The following is a 14,423-nucleotide window of genomic DNA, read 5'->3' as shown; positions in this document are numbered from 1 at the left end:
CCTCCTGACGACCGCGCCATTCTCCGTCGAGGGTGTGACAAGAACAAACGGCGTGCCCCAGAAGTGAAGGACCCCCCGTGCACCCGCCAGAGCCCGCTTATCCTTGCTGCCTTCCGGCCCTGGGGAGGTTCACGGGGTACGCGCCGCACGAGGGGCTGTGGGACAGCGTACCCGGAGCCTCAGGCGAGCCACCGGGCAGTCCCGCGGAAACCCGGTCGCCGGGTTCTGTATCCTGTCGGACGGAGGATTCGCCTAGAGGCCTAGGGCGCACGCTTGGAAAGCGTGTTGGGTTCACACCCTCACGAGTTCGAATCTCGTATCCTCCGCCAGCCAGACCAGGCACGACGCAAGGGCCGACCCCTGAGGGATCGGCCCTTCTGCGTAGGTGGTCAGCGCTCGTGGCGACGATTCGGCGCCGCCGAACAGGGTAAGCAGACCCGGTGAAAAATGAGGTTATTGACCGGTTCGTGCGCGTCCGGGGCGCCGCCGAGCACAACCTTCGGAACGTCGACGTCGACATTCCCCGCGATGCCATGGTCGCCTTCACCGGCGTCTCCGGTTCGGGCAAGTCCTCGCTGGCCTTCGGCACGCTCTACGCCGAGGCGCAGCGCCGGTACTTCGAGTCCGTCGCGCCGTACGCCCGCCGGCTGTTGCAGCAGGTCGGTGCGCCGCACGTGCAGGAGATCACCGGCCTGCCGCCGGCCGTGGCCCTGCAACAGCGTCGCGGGGCACCCAGTTCGCGGTCGACGGTCGGCACCATCACCACGCTGTCCAACCTGCTGCGGATGCTCTACTCGCGCGCCGGGACCTACCCGCCGGACGCCCCGCGGCTGGAGGCCGAGGCGTTCTCCCCCAACACCGCGGCCGGCGCCTGCCCACGGTGTCACGGACTGGGCGTCGTGCACGACGTCGCCGAGGACCTGCTCGTCCCGGACCCGTCGCTGAGCATCCGCGAGGGCGCCATCGCGGCCTGGCCGGGCGCCTGGCAGGGCGCCAATCTGCGCAGCGTCGTGAGCGGCCTGGGGATCGACATCGACAGACCGTGGCGCAAGCTCAGGAAGAAGGACCGGGACTGGCTGCTCTACACCGACGAGCAGCCGTCCGTCCTCGTCGAGCCCGAGCGTGACCGCCTCGACAGCGGCTACTACGGGAAGTTCTGGAGCGCTCGTCGGCACGTCATGCACGTACTCGCCGACTCCAAGAGCGACCGGATGCGTGAGCGGGCGATGCGGTTCGTCCGGAGCGTGCCCTGCCCGGTGTGCCACGGCAGCGGCCTGCGCCCGGAGGCGCTCGCGGTGACCTTCGCCGGCCGCACCATCGCCGACGTCAACGCGATGCCCCTCGCCGCCCTCGTGGCGGTCCTGCGGCCCGCCGCGGGGTTGTCCGGGGCCGGGGCTGCCACACCGACCGCCCGGTCCGGGGAGTCGACCGAGGTGGCGGTCCGGCTCTGCGCCGACCTGGTCGCGCGGGTCGAGGTGCTGCTCGACCTCGGCCTGGGGTACCTCAGCCTCGGGCGCCGCTCGACGACGCTGTCGCCCGGCGAGGCGCAGCGCCTACGTATCGCCACCCAGTTGCGTTCGGGCCTGTTCGGGGTCGTCTACGTGCTCGACGAGCCCTCCGCGGGCCTGCACCCGGCCGACGCGGAGCCGCTGCTGGACGTGCTGGACCGGCTGAAGGCGGCGGGCAACTCGCTGTTCGTCGTGGAGCACGACATGGACGTGGTCCGGCGGGCGGACTGGGTGGTCGACATCGGCCCCGGCGCGGGCGAGAGCGGCGGACGCGTGCTGTACAGCGGTCCGGTCCCCGGCCTCGAACAGGTCGAGGAGTCGGCCACCAGCCGGCACCTGTTCGGCCGTGCCGAGCCGCTCGATCATCGCCCGCGTACGCCCCAGGGCTGGCTGCACCTGCGCGGCGTCTCTCGCCACAACCTCCACGGCGTATCCGTCGACGTGCCGCTCCGTGTGCTGACCGCGGTGACCGGGGTGTCCGGTTCCGGGAAGTCGACGCTGGTCACGCAGGTGCTCGCCGAGGTCGTGCGTGGCCACCTCGGGCTGGCGAGCGACGAGCCCGACGAGGCGGAGCTCGACGTCGACGTACGGGACGCGGCGGGCCTCGACTCGTTCGACCGGCTGGTCCGGGTCGACCAGCGGCCCATCGGCCGCACGCCCCGGTCCAATCTGGCCACCTACACCGGGATGTTCGACGCGGTGCGCAAGCTGTACGCGGCGACGGACGAGGCGCAGGCGCGCGGGTACGCGGCCGGGCGGTTCTCCTTCAACGTCGCGGAGGGGCGGTGCGAGACCTGCCAGGGCGAAGGGTTCGTCGCGGTCGAACTGCTGTTCCTGCCCGGGACCTACGCGCCGTGCCCGGCCTGCCACGGCGCGCGGTACCGCACGGAGACGCTGGAGGTGACCTACCGCGGTAAGAACATCGCGGACGTGCTGGCGATGTCCGTCGACGCCGCCGCCAAGTTTCTCGCCGACGTTCCGGCCGCCTCGCGGAGCCTCGAGACGCTCCGGGAGGTGGGGCTGGGCTACCTGCGGCTGGGCCAGCCGGCGACCGAGCTCAGCGGTGGCGAGGCCCAGCGCATCAAGCTCGCCACCGAGTTGCAGCGGGCCCGCCGCGGCCACGCGCTCTACCTGCTCGACGAGCCGACCGCGGGGCTGCACCCCGCGGACATCGCGCTGCTGCTGCAGCAACTGCACCGGCTCGTCGATGCCGGCAACACCGTCGTCCTGGTCGAGCACGACCTGGACACGATCGCCGGCGCCGACTGGGTCATCGACCTCGGCCCGGGCGGTGGTGACGCGGGCGGCCGGGTCGTCGCGACCGGCCCTCCCGCCACGATCGCCGAGGCCGGGGACAGCGCGACCGGGCGCCATCTGGCGCGCCGCCTCGAGCGCTCCTGAGCGGTTGGCCTCCCCGGCCGTCAGAGCCACCTGCAAAGTGGTCATTGGCCTGCCACGACCCCGCCCCGTGACTGATCAACGCTTGCCGCCGAAGTGGACACTCGGCCCGGGTTTCGGGGTAACGGGGGTATGGCTGACCGCTCGACGCATCGCCCTGCGTCAAGACAGATCGTCCTGGTCCCGCAACGAGGTCATGGGCTCAATCTTGATCTCCAGAACATGCAGGGCTGCGGCCCACTGCTCCGCGTCGTCGGCACGGCCCGCCCGCGTGTACTCGACCCCATCGTCGAAAAACAGGCACATGCGGCGGAACTCGCCGGCGTACCCCGCCACGCTCTCCACCTCCAGCTTTCGCAGCGCCCCCACGGGATGCGTCACGATGCCGCCGTCCGCCCGGGACACGACGACCTCCGCCGGCCGCTCCGACGGGACGAGCCGCACCCTCACCACCGCCCGGCTCTTACTCCGGTAATCCCGCACGATCACCCCCACGAAGATCAAGAACGGCACCACCATCACCAGGGCGATGACCACACCGTCGTCGACCAACGCGGCCACGGGCAGCGCAAGGAAGAGCACGCCGAGAAAAAGCGGAACCTGATAGTGCGGGTAGCGCTCGTCCTGCTCGGCGAACCACACGAGGTCTTCTGCGTCGGCCACAACGCGATGATGATCGCTCCAGGCAAACGGCGTTCGTGCTCGGTTCCCAGGCGATCGGTTCGCGACCTCCGGCCAAGGGCACTTGTGCCTCGCCGCCGGGACCATCCGGGTCAGTGCCTTCCCGAAGCACCCCGGCGATGACGGCCGGGCACGCTGGCCCCAGCCTCATCGCCCACCCATCCGCCCCCGATCCCCTGACGCCGTCCAGGCTGGTTCCAGGCAGAGCCACTCGAGTTCGGTCCCGTCCGCGGGCGCCGGCCTCCGGCGTCAGCGGGCCCCCGCGCCCAGCAGCGCCGCCGTCGGCAGGCGGAGCAGCCCGTCCCGGTCGAGATGCGCCCGGACGAGCTCGTCGTAGCACTCCTTCATCCGCCGGACCGTGGCAGCGTCCTGCCGGCTGATCACGTACCCGATGCTCGCCAGGCCGCCGGCCGCCCCCGCCCACCAGACTTCCGGGTCCACCCGGTGCTCCCAGCGCACGGTCCGGACCTGGACCTCTCCCAGACCCGCCCGCTCGAGCAGCTCCCCGAGCCCGTCCGGCGTACGGGCAAAGTCCTCGGCAACCCCGGGCATCAATGGCCTGATCACGCCGGCCGCCTCCACGACCTCGTCCCAGAGTCGCTGCAGGGGTGGCGCGGGCTGCGGCCACACCGTCACGCCGACGCGACCCGACGGGCGGGTCACCCGGGCCAGCTCGGTCACGGCCGCTGCGGGGCGGGCGACGTGGTTGACGACGAAGTTGGCCGCGACGGCCTCGAAGGATGCGGTCCGGAACGGGAGGGTGGGCAGAACGGCGAGCGCGGTACGGGCCGACGGGATCCGTGCGGCGGTCGCGGCGACCATGCTCGGTTCCGCGTCGACCGCGATGACGTCGGATGAGCGCTTCGCTGCGGCCTCGGCCAGCGAGCCGGTACCGCAGCCGGCGTCCAGAATGCTCGTCCCGGCGGAGGCCCGGACGGCGTCCAGCAACTGATCGACGGGGTAGGCGCACAGCCCGGCGAAGCTGCGCCCGTAGGCGTCCGCTTTGTTGCGCCAGAGGTCACGCCGGTACGCGTCGTACTGCTCGGCCATCGCCGCCCCCTCGGCCCGGGAACGGCGACACTCTATATCTGTGCTGCCGCGATCGCGTCGTCCACCTCGGGGAAGATGGCGAAATAGCGGCTGAGCCCGACCGTGTCGAGCAGGTCGACGAGGAAGCGGTTGGCGCCGGCGAAGCTCAGCCAGCCGCCGCGGGCGGAGATCACCTGTTTGGCCGTGATGAAGGCGCTGAGGCCGACGGAGTCGCAGAACTTCAGGGCGGACAGGTCCACCACGATGCGCGGGACCGGCCGTTCGAGCAGGTCGGCGAGCAGCTCGTGGAGTTTTGATGCGGTGTCGGCGTCGAGCTCGCCGCTCAGGCGGAGCACGGCGACGTCGGTGCGGTGGTCGGTCACGGTGGCCTGCATGGCATCGCTTTCGTCCTAGTTGCGCGGGTTTCCATGCTAGATGTGGCCGATCAGTGGATGGCGCACAAAGCGTCCGTCCAGATCGCGCATGAGCATCCGCATTGCGCGGCCGCCGACGTCTCGAATCCTTGAAGGACGGTCAGAGAAAACGGGCCGGATCCCGAGGGATCCGGCCCGATCAACGGCTGGCCGAGAGAAGGTTGCGTGCGGCGCAGCCCGGCTCCTGGCGTCTTACAGCTGACGCCACTGCCAGCGTGGACCACGCCACGCGTCTGCCAGGATCAGCGCGGACGCCTTTCCCGGACACTGCTGCACCTTGGACTTGCCCTGGGGGCCACCCATCTGGGCCTCGACCTCCCAGACCTCGCCATCGGTGCGGACGTAGACGTCCCGGCGTGCAAGCCGGACGTCACCATTCCACCAGTGCTGCTCAACTCTCACGTGTCGACCTTATGACAGATATCGACGCCTCTGCGCGAGGCAAATCTGCGAAAGTTTTTCGACGGCAGGACGAAGCGCATTGTCCGATCCGGTGGTTTTCCACCCCACGACTTGCGGTGGGGTGCCCATATTAGGGCGGCTCCCTACCTGACACTCTGCGTAGTCATCGCAGGTGGCCACGCTTCATCGAGGCGACGAAACCGTACCGACACGTAACCGTCGTCCGACCAGCAGATTTGATCATGGGATCGAGGCGACGCCGGGTGGCGCCTCCGGCCAGACCAGCAATACTCGGCACGGTGCGTGATCAACGACGAAGCGCGTACGGTGCCCCAGACTGCGGGGTCCGAGCCGGCTGAGATCGCCGTCGCGAGCGAGGATCAACAGGTCGGCCTGGGCGCACGCGGCCACCACTTCGCGCTCCGGGCGACCACGAAGGGTGAGCGTCTCCGCCGTACGGTCGAGCCGGTCGGCCGCGGCACGCAGCAGCCGGGATTCGGCCGCGCCCAACAGTTCCGCGGGATCGGCGCCGGCCACCCGGCCGAGGAGCCCGGCCGATCCGCTCAATGCCGCTTCTGTGTCCACGTCGAGGACGTGCAGCAGGGTGATCTCCCCACCCAGCTCGCGCGCGGCGTCGACACACGACTCCCAGGTGCCCTCGTCGAGCCACACCATGACCTTCACAGCCCTGACACTCGCAGACCAAGCCACAATCCGGCCACCCCCGTGAGCAGGCAGACCGGCACGGTGATCAGGCCGAGCCGGAGGAATTCCCCGGTCGCCGGCGGATGCCCACGGCGGTGCAGGATCTGCCGCCACAGCAGGGTGGCGAGCGAACCCACGTACGTGAGGTTGGGCCCGATGTTGGCACCGAGCAGCACCGCCAGCACCAGGCCCGGGGTGTGGGCCGCCGCCGGCAGCAGCATGAGCGTCGCCGGCAGGTTGTTGACCAGGTTCGCCAGCACCGCCGCCAGCCCCGCCATGACGAGAAGGCCGAGCACGCCGGCCTGCCGGGGCGCCACCCGATCGACGAGCGCACCGACCGGGCCGCGGCTCACCGCTAGCACCACCACGCCCAAGGCCAGGACGAAGAGGCAGAAGCCCGGATCGGCCCGGCGCAGGAGGGTTCCGGCACGCTCCTTTTCGTGTACGGCGAGAGCCAGCGCACCGATCAACGCGACCCAGCCGGGGTGCACCCCCACCGGACCGGCGGCCGCGAAGCCGGCGAGGGTCAGCCCCAGCACCACCAGCGCGAACCGCGGCGGAGCCGGCTGGTCGACCTCACCCGGATGCGCCGGGGTGCCCAGGTCGTCGGCGAAGAAGCGGCGCAGGATCACGTACTCGACCGCGATGACCGCCAGCCATGGGAGCACCATCAGGCCGGCGAAGGCGAGGAACGACAGACCGGCCGCCGACATCGCGAGCAGATTGGTCAAATTGGACACCGGCAGCAGCAAGGAGGCCGAGTTCGCCAGGTGGTTGCAGGCGTAGACGTGCGGCTTGGGGCGTACGGCCAGGGTCGAGGCGGTGGCGAAGACGACCGGGGTGAGGAGCACGACCGTGGCGTCGAGGCTCAGCGCCGCGGTCACCACCGAGGCGAGCACGAAGACGATGCCGAGCAGCCGCCGCGGCGAACCCCGGCTCCATCGGGCGGCCACGGCTCCGGCGTACCGGAAAACCCCGGCCCGGTCCGCGAGATGGGCCAGGAGCAGGACCGCCGCCAGGAAACCGACCGTGGGGCCCAGGCCGGCGAGTTCGTGGAGGGCGTCACGCAAGGGCACGAGGCCGGTCGCGACGACGATGACGGCGGCGGGCACCGCGGCGACCGCCTCGGGCAGCCCGCCCGGGCGCGCGACGGCGAACCCCAGCACGCCGGCCAGGAGCACGAGCGGCACCACGGTGATCACAAGGGGCCCCTGATGCCCGGATCCCGTAGCGTCGAAACCATGCTGCGTCGATGGCTCCCCGCCGGTGTGCTGCTCGCCACCGGCATCGCCCTCGCCTTCGCCGAGGGGCCGCTGCCGCTGGTCGTCCTCGCGGTGCTGGCGGTGGCCGTCTCCCCGTTGGCCTTCCCCCGTTCGATCCCCGCAGCCGAGGCACAACGCCGCAGCGCGGGGGACGGCAAGCCGATCATCTACTGGCGGCCGGGCTGCCCGTTCTGCCTCCGGCTGCGCGCCACGGTCGGCCTCCGTGCCCGGCGCGCCCACTGGGTCGACATCTGGCGGGACCCGGAGGGTGCCGCGGCCGTACGGGCGGTGGCCGGCGGCAACGAGACGGTGCCGACGGTCATCCTGGCGGGCGAGCCGCTGGTGAACCCCGACCCCCGCCGGATCCGCGCCGCGCTCTGACCGCCAGGTGGGCGACGACCAGCGGTACGACACCCACCGGATACCAGACGACATCGGTCGCGTCGAACCGTGCCCCGAGGATCAGATGGGCCGCGGGGAACCGGGCGGGTATCCCGGTGAGCTGGAAAAACTCGACGAGCCAGCAGAAGAGGACCGCACTCGCCCCGGCGGTGATCGGGTGCGCCCCGGGGCGGAGCACGAAGACGCCGGCGTAGACGAGCGAGGCGTAGAGGGCGGTGCCGGCGTACTGCTCGAGCGGCCCGCCGGCGACGGCCCGGACCAGGAAGGCGACGCCCACGATGAGAACGGCGCCGGCCAGGGGGAAGAGCCGGCGCCGGATCATGAACACGATGCGGCCCCCGGAGGTGCTCCGGGGGCCGCACGGTGGAGATTCACGGGGAGAAGATTACTGGCGGGTCCAGCTCCAGTCCCGGACGAGCACCTCGTGCTGCGGCGCCCAGGTGGCGTTGGCACCCGGGTAGATCGAGATGATCTCGGTCTGCAGACGGGCGGACACGTCGGTGCCCCAGCCGCTCTTGGGCGTCCGCGAGTACGGCGCGTTCATGTTCACACCGTCGATGATCAGCTGAACCTTCTGGTTGACCGGGTCCACCGTCATCGAGACGTTGTGCCACGCGGTGTCCGGCTTGAGGTAGCCGGCCTTGGCCCAGCTGCCCCCGTTGGCGCTGGTCCACACGCTGATCTGGCCGAAGTTCGACTGCCACGGGTTGAGCACCCACTGGAAAGCCGTGCCGTGGTCGACGCGGGTGTTGATGCCGTCCCAGACGAACAGACCACCCTCGACGGTCTGCGCGTTGCGGGGGCCGCCGGCGGTGGACGGCACGTACGGCATCTGGAACGAGTAGCTGGCCTGGTGAACGACCTTCATCATCGACACGTCGGTGACCCGCTTGAACGAGATCGCGTGCGCCATGATGCCCCGGTTCTGGACGTTGGCACGCAGGCGCGAGTCGGTCCCACGGTGCTCGACGGCGATGTCGGCACTGGTCACCGGCGCCTGGCCGGCGGCGGCGTACACGCCGTCACCCACCACGGTCGTCCAGCCGCTCAGGTCCGAGCCGGACTCGGCCACCGCAGCCAGGGCGGGCACCGACAGACCGGTCGAGACGACGGTTCCCAGGGCGACACCGGCGGCGAGCACCGAGAGGAAGCGACGACGGCTAGTAACTGTGCGTGTCTTGAGGTTTTCCATAACTACGAAGAGTAGTGAATGCATGTGCGCTAAGCCTCGGCCGATCAGCCAATCCAGCCTCCAGCGAAAGCCACGGCAGTTCCCCCGTCCCGCGACTAGACAGTCGAGTTCTCCGCCGTGTCGCGACGTTTGGGCGGTTTCCGTGCGGGAAACAGGGTCATGTGATCGGGAGATCGGAGCCGCCACCCTCGCTACATGCTGTGATGGGCGGACGTTACAATAAGTTAGTTGAGGCTTGCGGTATTTGGATCTCGGACACAAAAACGCCCTGCTCAGTGGCGGTGGTGAAGGGATTTGAACCCTTGGAGGGCGTAAACCCTCACACGCTTTCGAGGTCTGTGATCTAGCGTCCCGCCCGTTGCGCCACCCTACGTGAGCTGCAGGGCAAGGGTCCTGGCGATCTGCACCGAACCCCGCCGTACGGCCGCGAACGAGGCCAAAATTGAGACCACGACGGTCTCGCCGCCACCGAAACGAGACACGAGCGGCGGCAGACCCGACGTACGTGGGCCCCCGCCTTCAGCTACACGCGCCGGCGCAGGAACTAAGGAAGCCGCCCGGCGCCGGGAGCACGCCGAGGCCGCCGCCCGTCTCCAACACCGATACGGCTGAGCGCTGGCCGCTTTTGTGCGGAATCCGTGACGTGGGATGTGCGCAGTACCCCGCTCGGAAATGAACGTGACCCGCACCGAGGTCACCTCCGGCAGATCCGGAAGTACTACCCAGCACACGCGTAAGGTCAGCCAGATCCTGGCGCTCCGTGACCGCCCAAGGAGCTGAGCTGATGACGACTAGCCGCAACTAGGACCGCTCACCGGAAACCCCGCGAGACAAGCGTTTCCACGACCTGCGCGCCTCCGGCTACACCGGCCCGATCGACCAGGACGGCTACAAGGCCACCGTCGTCAGCAAAGGCATCCACGCCCGCATCGTGAGGCAGAAGTGATGGGCATCTTCAGCCGCAAGGACCCCGAGCCCCCGGTGCGCCGCGAGGTGGTGCGCGAACTGCTCAAGCTCGGCATGAAGGAAACCGACGCCGCTGACTGCGACATCGACAGCCGCGAGTTCACCCGAGCGAAGAACGCCTTCGACCGCGCGGCGCGCAACAGCACGCAGGCCGAGCCGAGGGCGGCACACGCCGCGCTGCGCCGACAGGGCTACTGAGTCCACGCGGAGCGCGGCCATCCCGGGACCCACTGCCCGCGCGGCTGCTGAGACGAACGCTGCAGGGGCCGGATACCGGCCCCTGCAGCCACTACCTTTATGGATTACTAACACCACGCAAGGGTGATTTCGCCATCATGATTGTCGTCCGAACTATCGATAGAGGCAAAATTGTCGTACGAAATCCAGCCCTTCTTGTTCGTGCCTTCCATTCGTCCATAAACCCAGTGAACGCCGTAGATGTTGTTGTGCATGCACATCCACCACATCTTCGCTCCCCCATGGACAACGTAGGCGTTGTCGCAGGTTGAATATGGACCCGTTTTAAGATTCCAGGTACCTTCCTTGATGATGCCCGACCCATCGCCATTCTCCCGGTTGCCCATCCACCCTAAGCAGCTGTCAGCGGCAGATGCCGGCTGAGCAGAGACAGCGCTGAGCCCCGCAGCCAGCAGGGCGGATGCAACCGCCACGCGCGCCGCCCGAGTAATTGTTAGACGCATTAGCTTTCCCCGTTTCACCGTTGATTTGCTATCGGATCATCGTGCAGTCGCGAGCGACAATAACATGCACGATCATCAACTTGCATCCCCATGGGACGACGGCTAACCACCGCATTGTGACGCTATGAGTGCGCTCCATTGCGGAAAGTGAATGTTGATCCGTTCGCGCTTGCGACGCCCGCAATGATTCTGACCCGCACCATCGTTCAATCCATCGTCGGGATCCCCTTCGCAACGGTGACGAAGTGCCAGCCATACCCCCTAGAGCCGTACCGGCGTGAGGTGACCTTGTTTCAGGTGTCACGTCACGTCAGCTCACCGGCTCCTGATCGCGCACGGGCCGCGGGGCGGGGGCGGTGCTAGCGCCGCTCACGTGGCCGCCTATACGGCGACCGGCGTGGCCGCCCTCCCCGTTCTGGTCCAGTGCTGGGCCTGCCGCTGAGCCTCGGCAAGGTGGCCGCCGGGCTTGCTATCAGCGCGGTCAGCACTACCTGGCCGACCGGCGCGCCCCGCTGCGCACACTCGCCGAACTGACCGGGCTCGGCGGCTTCCACGCCCTCGGCGCACCTCGACCGGGCCGTGACGACATCCCGTCGATCGGCACCGGCGCCTACGCCCTGGATCAGTCCCTGCACTACCTGTTCCGTTCGTCGCCGCGATGGTCATCGCCTGACCGTATTACGGCAGCTCAGCCACCCCGCAGACCCGGGCACGCCCACTCGATCGGAGGACCCGACCGTGAGTACGCAACCCCCACCACCCGACCGTGACGACTTCGACTGGACCGCCGCCGAACACGACCTCGCAGGCTCACCCAACGCCGAGGTGGTGGACCTGGACGCCGCATGCACCCGCCGAACGGCGGGCACCACCCCCGACCCGAACGCCGACGACGTCGGCGCCCTGGACGACACCGACGAGGACGGCCCGACCGGACCGGTGATGGTCGACAGCCTGGACGCGCAGCGGCGCCCGCGGTTCTCTCTTGCTGCGTTCCGCGACGCGACCCGGGTGCCGATCGTTCCGTCCTGGCAAAAGTCCGGGGCCGAGTTCGGCACGAACCTGGCGTGGGCGTGCGGGTTCGGCGCGCATCACCAGTTCTAGGATTTCGCGAATCATGTCGTCCGGCTTGCGGACATCCGGGTCGACCTGAGACGCTGTTACCATTTCTCCGATTTGGCGAGCACTCGCAAGTACGAATCCCACTCCCGATTGAAAGCGTTCTCCAACCGGCGCGATTCCAGTGGAGACACACAGCCTCTGTTGAGTGAGCCTATCAACTTGAACATGTCTTCTCTGTCTGTCGCAATTGTCGACTGGAACTGAGAAAGTGGCCCTGTAACGTCAGTTGCACTTAGTCCAAGCAATACCGGTCAAACTTTGCCGTTACTCAACGACTTCGCAAGGGCTCCTGCCTCGAATGTCAGCCAAGGCTCGTGTTGATTTTCGGCTGCGACACAAAGGATGCCTTCGCTAATAGCGTCGAGTTTCTCGCCCACCTCGAGAGCCCACCGCTGACCCTTCTCGATGTCTTCGCTTGATACCCATGGGCTCACCTCTTGAATAACGTCGGGAAGCCATTCACGGAGTAGCTGGGCGAACTTCATACTGATTGGCTTCGACCAACTAACGAAGATCTTCATCCTGTCCCAGCCTTCCGACACGTCGCGGCTACGCTCGGCTTCCTCCGCAGAGCTCATGTTGACACGACCGCTGCGTGGTGGATTGGGGCCGTTCGTCTCCGCGAGCAGGGCCCTGCGTCGATGCACGGCGACAGACGCACGTCATGAGACCAGAACTGAGACCAGACACAGAAGCGCCCGGCAGCTCGCTAAGAGCTGCCGGGCGTCTGCCCTGCTGGTGGCGGTGGTGAAGGGATTTGAACCCTTGGAGGGCGTAAACCCTCACACGCTTTCGAGGCGTGCTCCTTAGGCCGCTCGGACACACCACCGCGAAGTAGATTACCCGACCGCTCACCGGCCTCACCGCCGGGATACCCGGTGGCGTGAACAAGCAGGTCGCGGCACCTGCCGGGGAGCGGCCTGGCAGGATCGACGGCATGAGTGTGCACATCGGCGCGAAGCCGGGCGACATTGCCGAGCGGGTTCTGCTTCCCGGGGATCCCATGCGGGCGAAGTGGATCGCCGAGACGTTCCTGAAGGATCCCGTCTGCTACACGCAGGTCCGCGGGATGCTGGGATTCACCGGTACGTGGCAGGGGGTGCCCGTCTCGGTGCAGGGATCCGGCATGGGCATGCCGTCGGCCTCGATCTACAGCCACGAGCTGATCAACGAGTACGGCGCCAAGTCCCTGATCCGCATCGGGTCGTGCGGCGCCCTCTCCGAGGATCTGAACCTGGGTGACGTGGTCGCCGCGATCGGGTCGGCCACCGACTCGAACATGAACCGGGTGCGGTTCGACGGCCTGATCGACTACGCGCCGGTCGCCGACTTCGGGCTGCTGCGGACCGCCGCCGACGTTGCCGACCGGCGGGGTATCGCGTTGCGGGTGGGCCCGATCCTGGCCGCGGACGCGTTCTACACCGACCGGCCCGACCTCTACGACACGCTCGCCGACTACGGCGTGCTGGCGGTCGAGATGGAGTCGGCGGCGATCTACACCATCGCGGCCCGCTACCGGGCGAAGGCGCTGACGATCCTGACGGTCAGCGACCACATCAAGCGCGGCGAGAAGATGGATTCGGCGCAGCGCGAGCAGGGCTTCTCCGACATGGTGCAGATCGGCCTGGACACGGCGATCGCCTAGACACCGCGGAAGAAGTCCCGCATCAGGGCCGAGCATTCCGCCTCGAGCACCCCGGAATACACCTCCGGGCGGTGGTTCAGGCGCCGGTCCCGCACCACGTCCCAGAGCGACCCGACCGCGCCGGTCTTCGGCTCCCAGGCGCCGAAGACCAGCGTGCCGACCCGGGCCAGCACGAGCGCGCCGGCGCACATCGTGCACGGTTCGAGGGTGACGACCAGCGTGCAGTCCGGCAGCCGCCAGCTGCCGGTGAGCAGCGCGGCCCGGCGCAACGCCAGGATCTCGGCGTGCGCGGTCGGGTCGCCGGTGGCCTCCCGCTCGTTGCCGGCGGCGGCCAGCTCGTTGCCGTCGGCGTCGAAGACGACCGCGCCGACGGGTACGTCCTCCGGGAACGAGGAGGCGACGGCGATGGCCCGGCGCATCCACGTCTCGTGCCGGGGACCGGGCCTCACGCCTCGCGCAGCTCCTCGAGCTCGTCGCCGCAGCCCAGTTTCTGGCAGATCTCCGCGGTGACGTCCGACGGCAGCATGCCCTCGAGGCCGCACAGGGTGAGCAGCCGATGCGAGTTGACCCCGAGGTCGGCGAGGAGCTCGACGTCGCCGACCGGATCGGCGTCCGGATCGGCGGCGGGCCGCTCCTCCTCGTCGTCGCCGGACCCCGCGGCCAGGTCGTCGATCTCCAGCGCCGGCGTCTCCACGTCGGCGAGCAGCAGCGCGCCGAGCCGCGACTCGTCGGCGAACGCCGAGTCGGACCCGAACACCCGCAGATCCTCGCCCTCGTCCAGGCGCAGGATCACCAGATACTGGTCGTCCGCCTCGACGAACAGCAACGACAGGTCGGCGTCGGGCTCGGCGTCCCGCAGCCTGTCCACCACCTCATCGATGTCGGCCAGCCCGGCGAGCTCCAGCTCGGACGCCGTCCAGCCGTTCTTGCCCCGAGCGACGGCGGCAGCGAAAGTCGACACGAATCCCCCCACGAA

General features: G+C 68.8%; 17 protein-coding genes, 2 tRNA genes and 1 other RNA gene. 6 read left to right on the top strand and 14 right to left on the bottom strand.

Going from position 1 to position 14,423, the window contains the following annotated elements:
• Positions 1-66: 66 nt before the first annotated feature.
• An RNA gene (ffs, locus tag ACIBO8_RS02235) (signal recognition particle sRNA small type) lies at positions 67-157 on the bottom strand.
• 84 nt (positions 158-241) lie between these two features.
• Here ffs and ACIBO8_RS02230 point away from each other — a divergent pair.
• Together ACIBO8_RS02230 and uvrA are read left to right on the top strand one after the other, a co-directional pair.
• A tRNA-Ser gene (locus tag ACIBO8_RS02230) sits at positions 242-329 on the top strand.
• 111 nt (positions 330-440) lie between these two features.
• Positions 441-2,909: an excinuclease ABC subunit UvrA gene (gene uvrA, locus ACIBO8_RS02225; RefSeq protein WP_396113257.1), complete on the top strand. Its 2,469-nt coding sequence runs from the start codon at positions 441-443 to the stop codon at positions 2,907-2,909.
• 159 nt (positions 2,910-3,068) lie between these two features.
• On the opposite strand, the gene ACIBO8_RS02220 is transcribed toward uvrA, so the two are convergent.
• The 6 genes from ACIBO8_RS02220 to ACIBO8_RS02195 form a co-directional block, all read right to left on the bottom strand.
• Entirely contained in the window at positions 3,069-3,569 is a 501-nt protein-coding gene (locus ACIBO8_RS02220) for a hypothetical protein (RefSeq protein WP_396113256.1), read from the bottom strand.
• A 267-nt stretch (positions 3,570-3,836) separates the two neighbouring features.
• Positions 3,837-4,637 (bottom strand): class I SAM-dependent methyltransferase, encoded by an 801-nt coding sequence (locus ACIBO8_RS02215; protein ID WP_396113255.1) that lies wholly within the window; start codon positions 4,635-4,637, stop codon positions 3,837-3,839.
• Between the two features lie 32 nt (positions 4,638-4,669).
• Positions 4,670-5,011 (bottom strand): STAS domain-containing protein, encoded by a 342-nt coding sequence (locus ACIBO8_RS02210; RefSeq protein WP_396113253.1) that lies wholly within the window; start codon positions 5,009-5,011, stop codon positions 4,670-4,672.
• Between the two features lie 231 nt (positions 5,012-5,242).
• Positions 5,243-5,452, bottom strand: coding sequence for a hypothetical protein (locus tag ACIBO8_RS02205; protein WP_396113252.1), 210 nt, complete (start codon positions 5,450-5,452; stop codon positions 5,243-5,245).
• A 240-nt stretch (positions 5,453-5,692) separates the two neighbouring features.
• A complete protein-coding gene (locus tag ACIBO8_RS02200) occupies positions 5,693-6,127 on the bottom strand; it encodes a universal stress protein (RefSeq protein ID WP_396113864.1) in 435 nt (144 codons plus the stop codon).
• 5 nt (positions 6,128-6,132) lie between these two features.
• A complete protein-coding gene (locus tag ACIBO8_RS02195; protein WP_396113251.1) occupies positions 6,133-7,359 on the bottom strand; it encodes an ArsB/NhaD family transporter in 1,227 nt (408 codons plus the stop codon).
• A 39-nt stretch (positions 7,360-7,398) separates the two neighbouring features.
• Between ACIBO8_RS02195 and ACIBO8_RS02190 the strand changes: the two genes are divergently transcribed.
• Positions 7,399-7,800, top strand: coding sequence for a glutaredoxin domain-containing protein (locus ACIBO8_RS02190; protein WP_396113250.1), 402 nt, complete (start codon positions 7,399-7,401; stop codon positions 7,798-7,800).
• On the opposite strand, the gene ACIBO8_RS02185 is transcribed toward ACIBO8_RS02190, so the two are convergent.
• Both ACIBO8_RS02185 and ACIBO8_RS02180 read right to left on the bottom strand, forming a co-directional pair.
• On the bottom strand, positions 7,739-8,143 hold the full coding sequence (locus tag ACIBO8_RS02185) for a DUF2809 domain-containing protein (protein ID WP_396113249.1): 405 nt from the start codon (positions 8,141-8,143) through the stop codon (positions 7,739-7,741). The genes ACIBO8_RS02190 and ACIBO8_RS02185 overlap by 62 nt on opposite strands.
• Positions 8,144-8,206: 63 nt before the next feature.
• A complete protein-coding gene (locus ACIBO8_RS02180; protein ID WP_396113248.1) occupies positions 8,207-9,013 on the bottom strand; it encodes a hypothetical protein in 807 nt (268 codons plus the stop codon).
• A 945-nt stretch (positions 9,014-9,958) separates the two neighbouring features.
• Here ACIBO8_RS02180 and ACIBO8_RS02175 point away from each other — a divergent pair.
• Positions 9,959-10,177 (top strand): hypothetical protein, encoded by a 219-nt coding sequence (locus ACIBO8_RS02175; RefSeq protein ID WP_396113247.1) that lies wholly within the window; start codon positions 9,959-9,961, stop codon positions 10,175-10,177.
• Between the two features lie 107 nt (positions 10,178-10,284).
• On the opposite strand, the gene ACIBO8_RS02170 is transcribed toward ACIBO8_RS02175, so the two are convergent.
• On the bottom strand, positions 10,285-10,698 hold the full coding sequence (locus ACIBO8_RS02170) for a hypothetical protein (protein WP_396113246.1): 414 nt from the start codon (positions 10,696-10,698) through the stop codon (positions 10,285-10,287).
• Between the two features lie 720 nt (positions 10,699-11,418).
• Here ACIBO8_RS02170 and ACIBO8_RS02165 point away from each other — a divergent pair.
• Positions 11,419-11,784: a hypothetical protein gene (locus ACIBO8_RS02165; RefSeq protein WP_396113245.1), complete on the top strand. Its 366-nt coding sequence runs from the start codon at positions 11,419-11,421 to the stop codon at positions 11,782-11,784.
• A gap of 269 nt (positions 11,785-12,053) precedes the next feature.
• On the opposite strand, the gene ACIBO8_RS02160 is transcribed toward ACIBO8_RS02165, so the two are convergent.
• A complete protein-coding gene (locus ACIBO8_RS02160; protein ID WP_396113244.1) occupies positions 12,054-12,380 on the bottom strand; it encodes a hypothetical protein in 327 nt (108 codons plus the stop codon).
• Positions 12,381-12,541: 161 nt separating this feature from the next.
• Positions 12,542-12,631, bottom strand: a tRNA-Ser gene (locus ACIBO8_RS02155).
• 108 nt (positions 12,632-12,739) lie between these two features.
• Between ACIBO8_RS02155 and deoD the strand changes: the two genes are divergently transcribed.
• On the top strand, positions 12,740-13,447 hold the full coding sequence (deoD, locus tag ACIBO8_RS02150; protein WP_396113243.1) for a purine-nucleoside phosphorylase: 708 nt from the start codon (positions 12,740-12,742) through the stop codon (positions 13,445-13,447).
• On the opposite strand, the gene ACIBO8_RS02145 is transcribed toward deoD, so the two are convergent.
• Complete coding sequence (locus ACIBO8_RS02145) at positions 13,444-13,866, bottom strand: nucleoside deaminase (protein WP_396113863.1); 423 nt, start codon at positions 13,864-13,866, stop codon at positions 13,444-13,446. The genes deoD and ACIBO8_RS02145 overlap by 4 nt on opposite strands.
• 26 nt (positions 13,867-13,892) lie before the next feature.
• On the bottom strand, positions 13,893-14,408 hold the full coding sequence (locus ACIBO8_RS02140; protein WP_396113242.1) for a tRNA adenosine deaminase-associated protein: 516 nt from the start codon (positions 14,406-14,408) through the stop codon (positions 13,893-13,895).
• Between the last annotated feature and the right edge of the window lie 15 nt (positions 14,409-14,423).

The sequence above is a fragment of the Actinoplanes sp. NPDC049681 genome (assembly GCF_044465265.1).
Lineage (GTDB): Bacteria > Actinomycetota > Actinomycetes > Mycobacteriales > Micromonosporaceae > Actinoplanes.
Note: the sequence above shows the minus strand (reverse complement) of the source record. Positions and strands in the feature narration are given on the sequence as shown.

Bases quoted from the DNA above. Each gene is read 5' to 3' on its own strand.
- ACIBO8_RS02215 (WP_396113255.1), bottom strand. From the start codon at position 4,637: ATGGCCGAGCAGTACGACGCGTACCGGCGTGACCTCTGGCGCAACAAA.
- ACIBO8_RS02210 (WP_396113253.1), bottom strand. From the start codon at position 5,011: ATGCAGGCCACCGTGACCGACCACCGCACCGACGTCGCCGTGCTCCGC.
- ACIBO8_RS02200 (WP_396113864.1), bottom strand. From the start codon at position 6,127: ATGGTGTGGCTCGACGAGGGCACCTGGGAGTCGTGTGTCGACGCCGCG.
- ACIBO8_RS02190 (WP_396113250.1), top strand. From the start codon at position 7,399: ATGCTGCGTCGATGGCTCCCCGCCGGTGTGCTGCTCGCCACCGGCATC.
- ACIBO8_RS02185 (WP_396113249.1), bottom strand. From the start codon at position 8,143: ATGATCCGGCGCCGGCTCTTCCCCCTGGCCGGCGCCGTTCTCATCGTG.
- ACIBO8_RS02180 (WP_396113248.1), bottom strand. From the start codon at position 9,013: ATGGAAAACCTCAAGACACGCACAGTTACTAGCCGTCGTCGCTTCCTC.
- ACIBO8_RS02175 (WP_396113247.1), top strand. From the start codon at position 9,959: ATGGGCATCTTCAGCCGCAAGGACCCCGAGCCCCCGGTGCGCCGCGAG.
- ACIBO8_RS02160 (WP_396113244.1), bottom strand. From the start codon at position 12,380: ATGAGCTCTGCGGAGGAAGCCGAGCGTAGCCGCGACGTGTCGGAAGGC.
- deoD (WP_396113243.1), top strand. From the start codon at position 12,740: ATGAGTGTGCACATCGGCGCGAAGCCGGGCGACATTGCCGAGCGGGTT.
- ACIBO8_RS02145 (WP_396113863.1), bottom strand. From the start codon at position 13,866: ATGCGCCGGGCCATCGCCGTCGCCTCCTCGTTCCCGGAGGACGTACCC.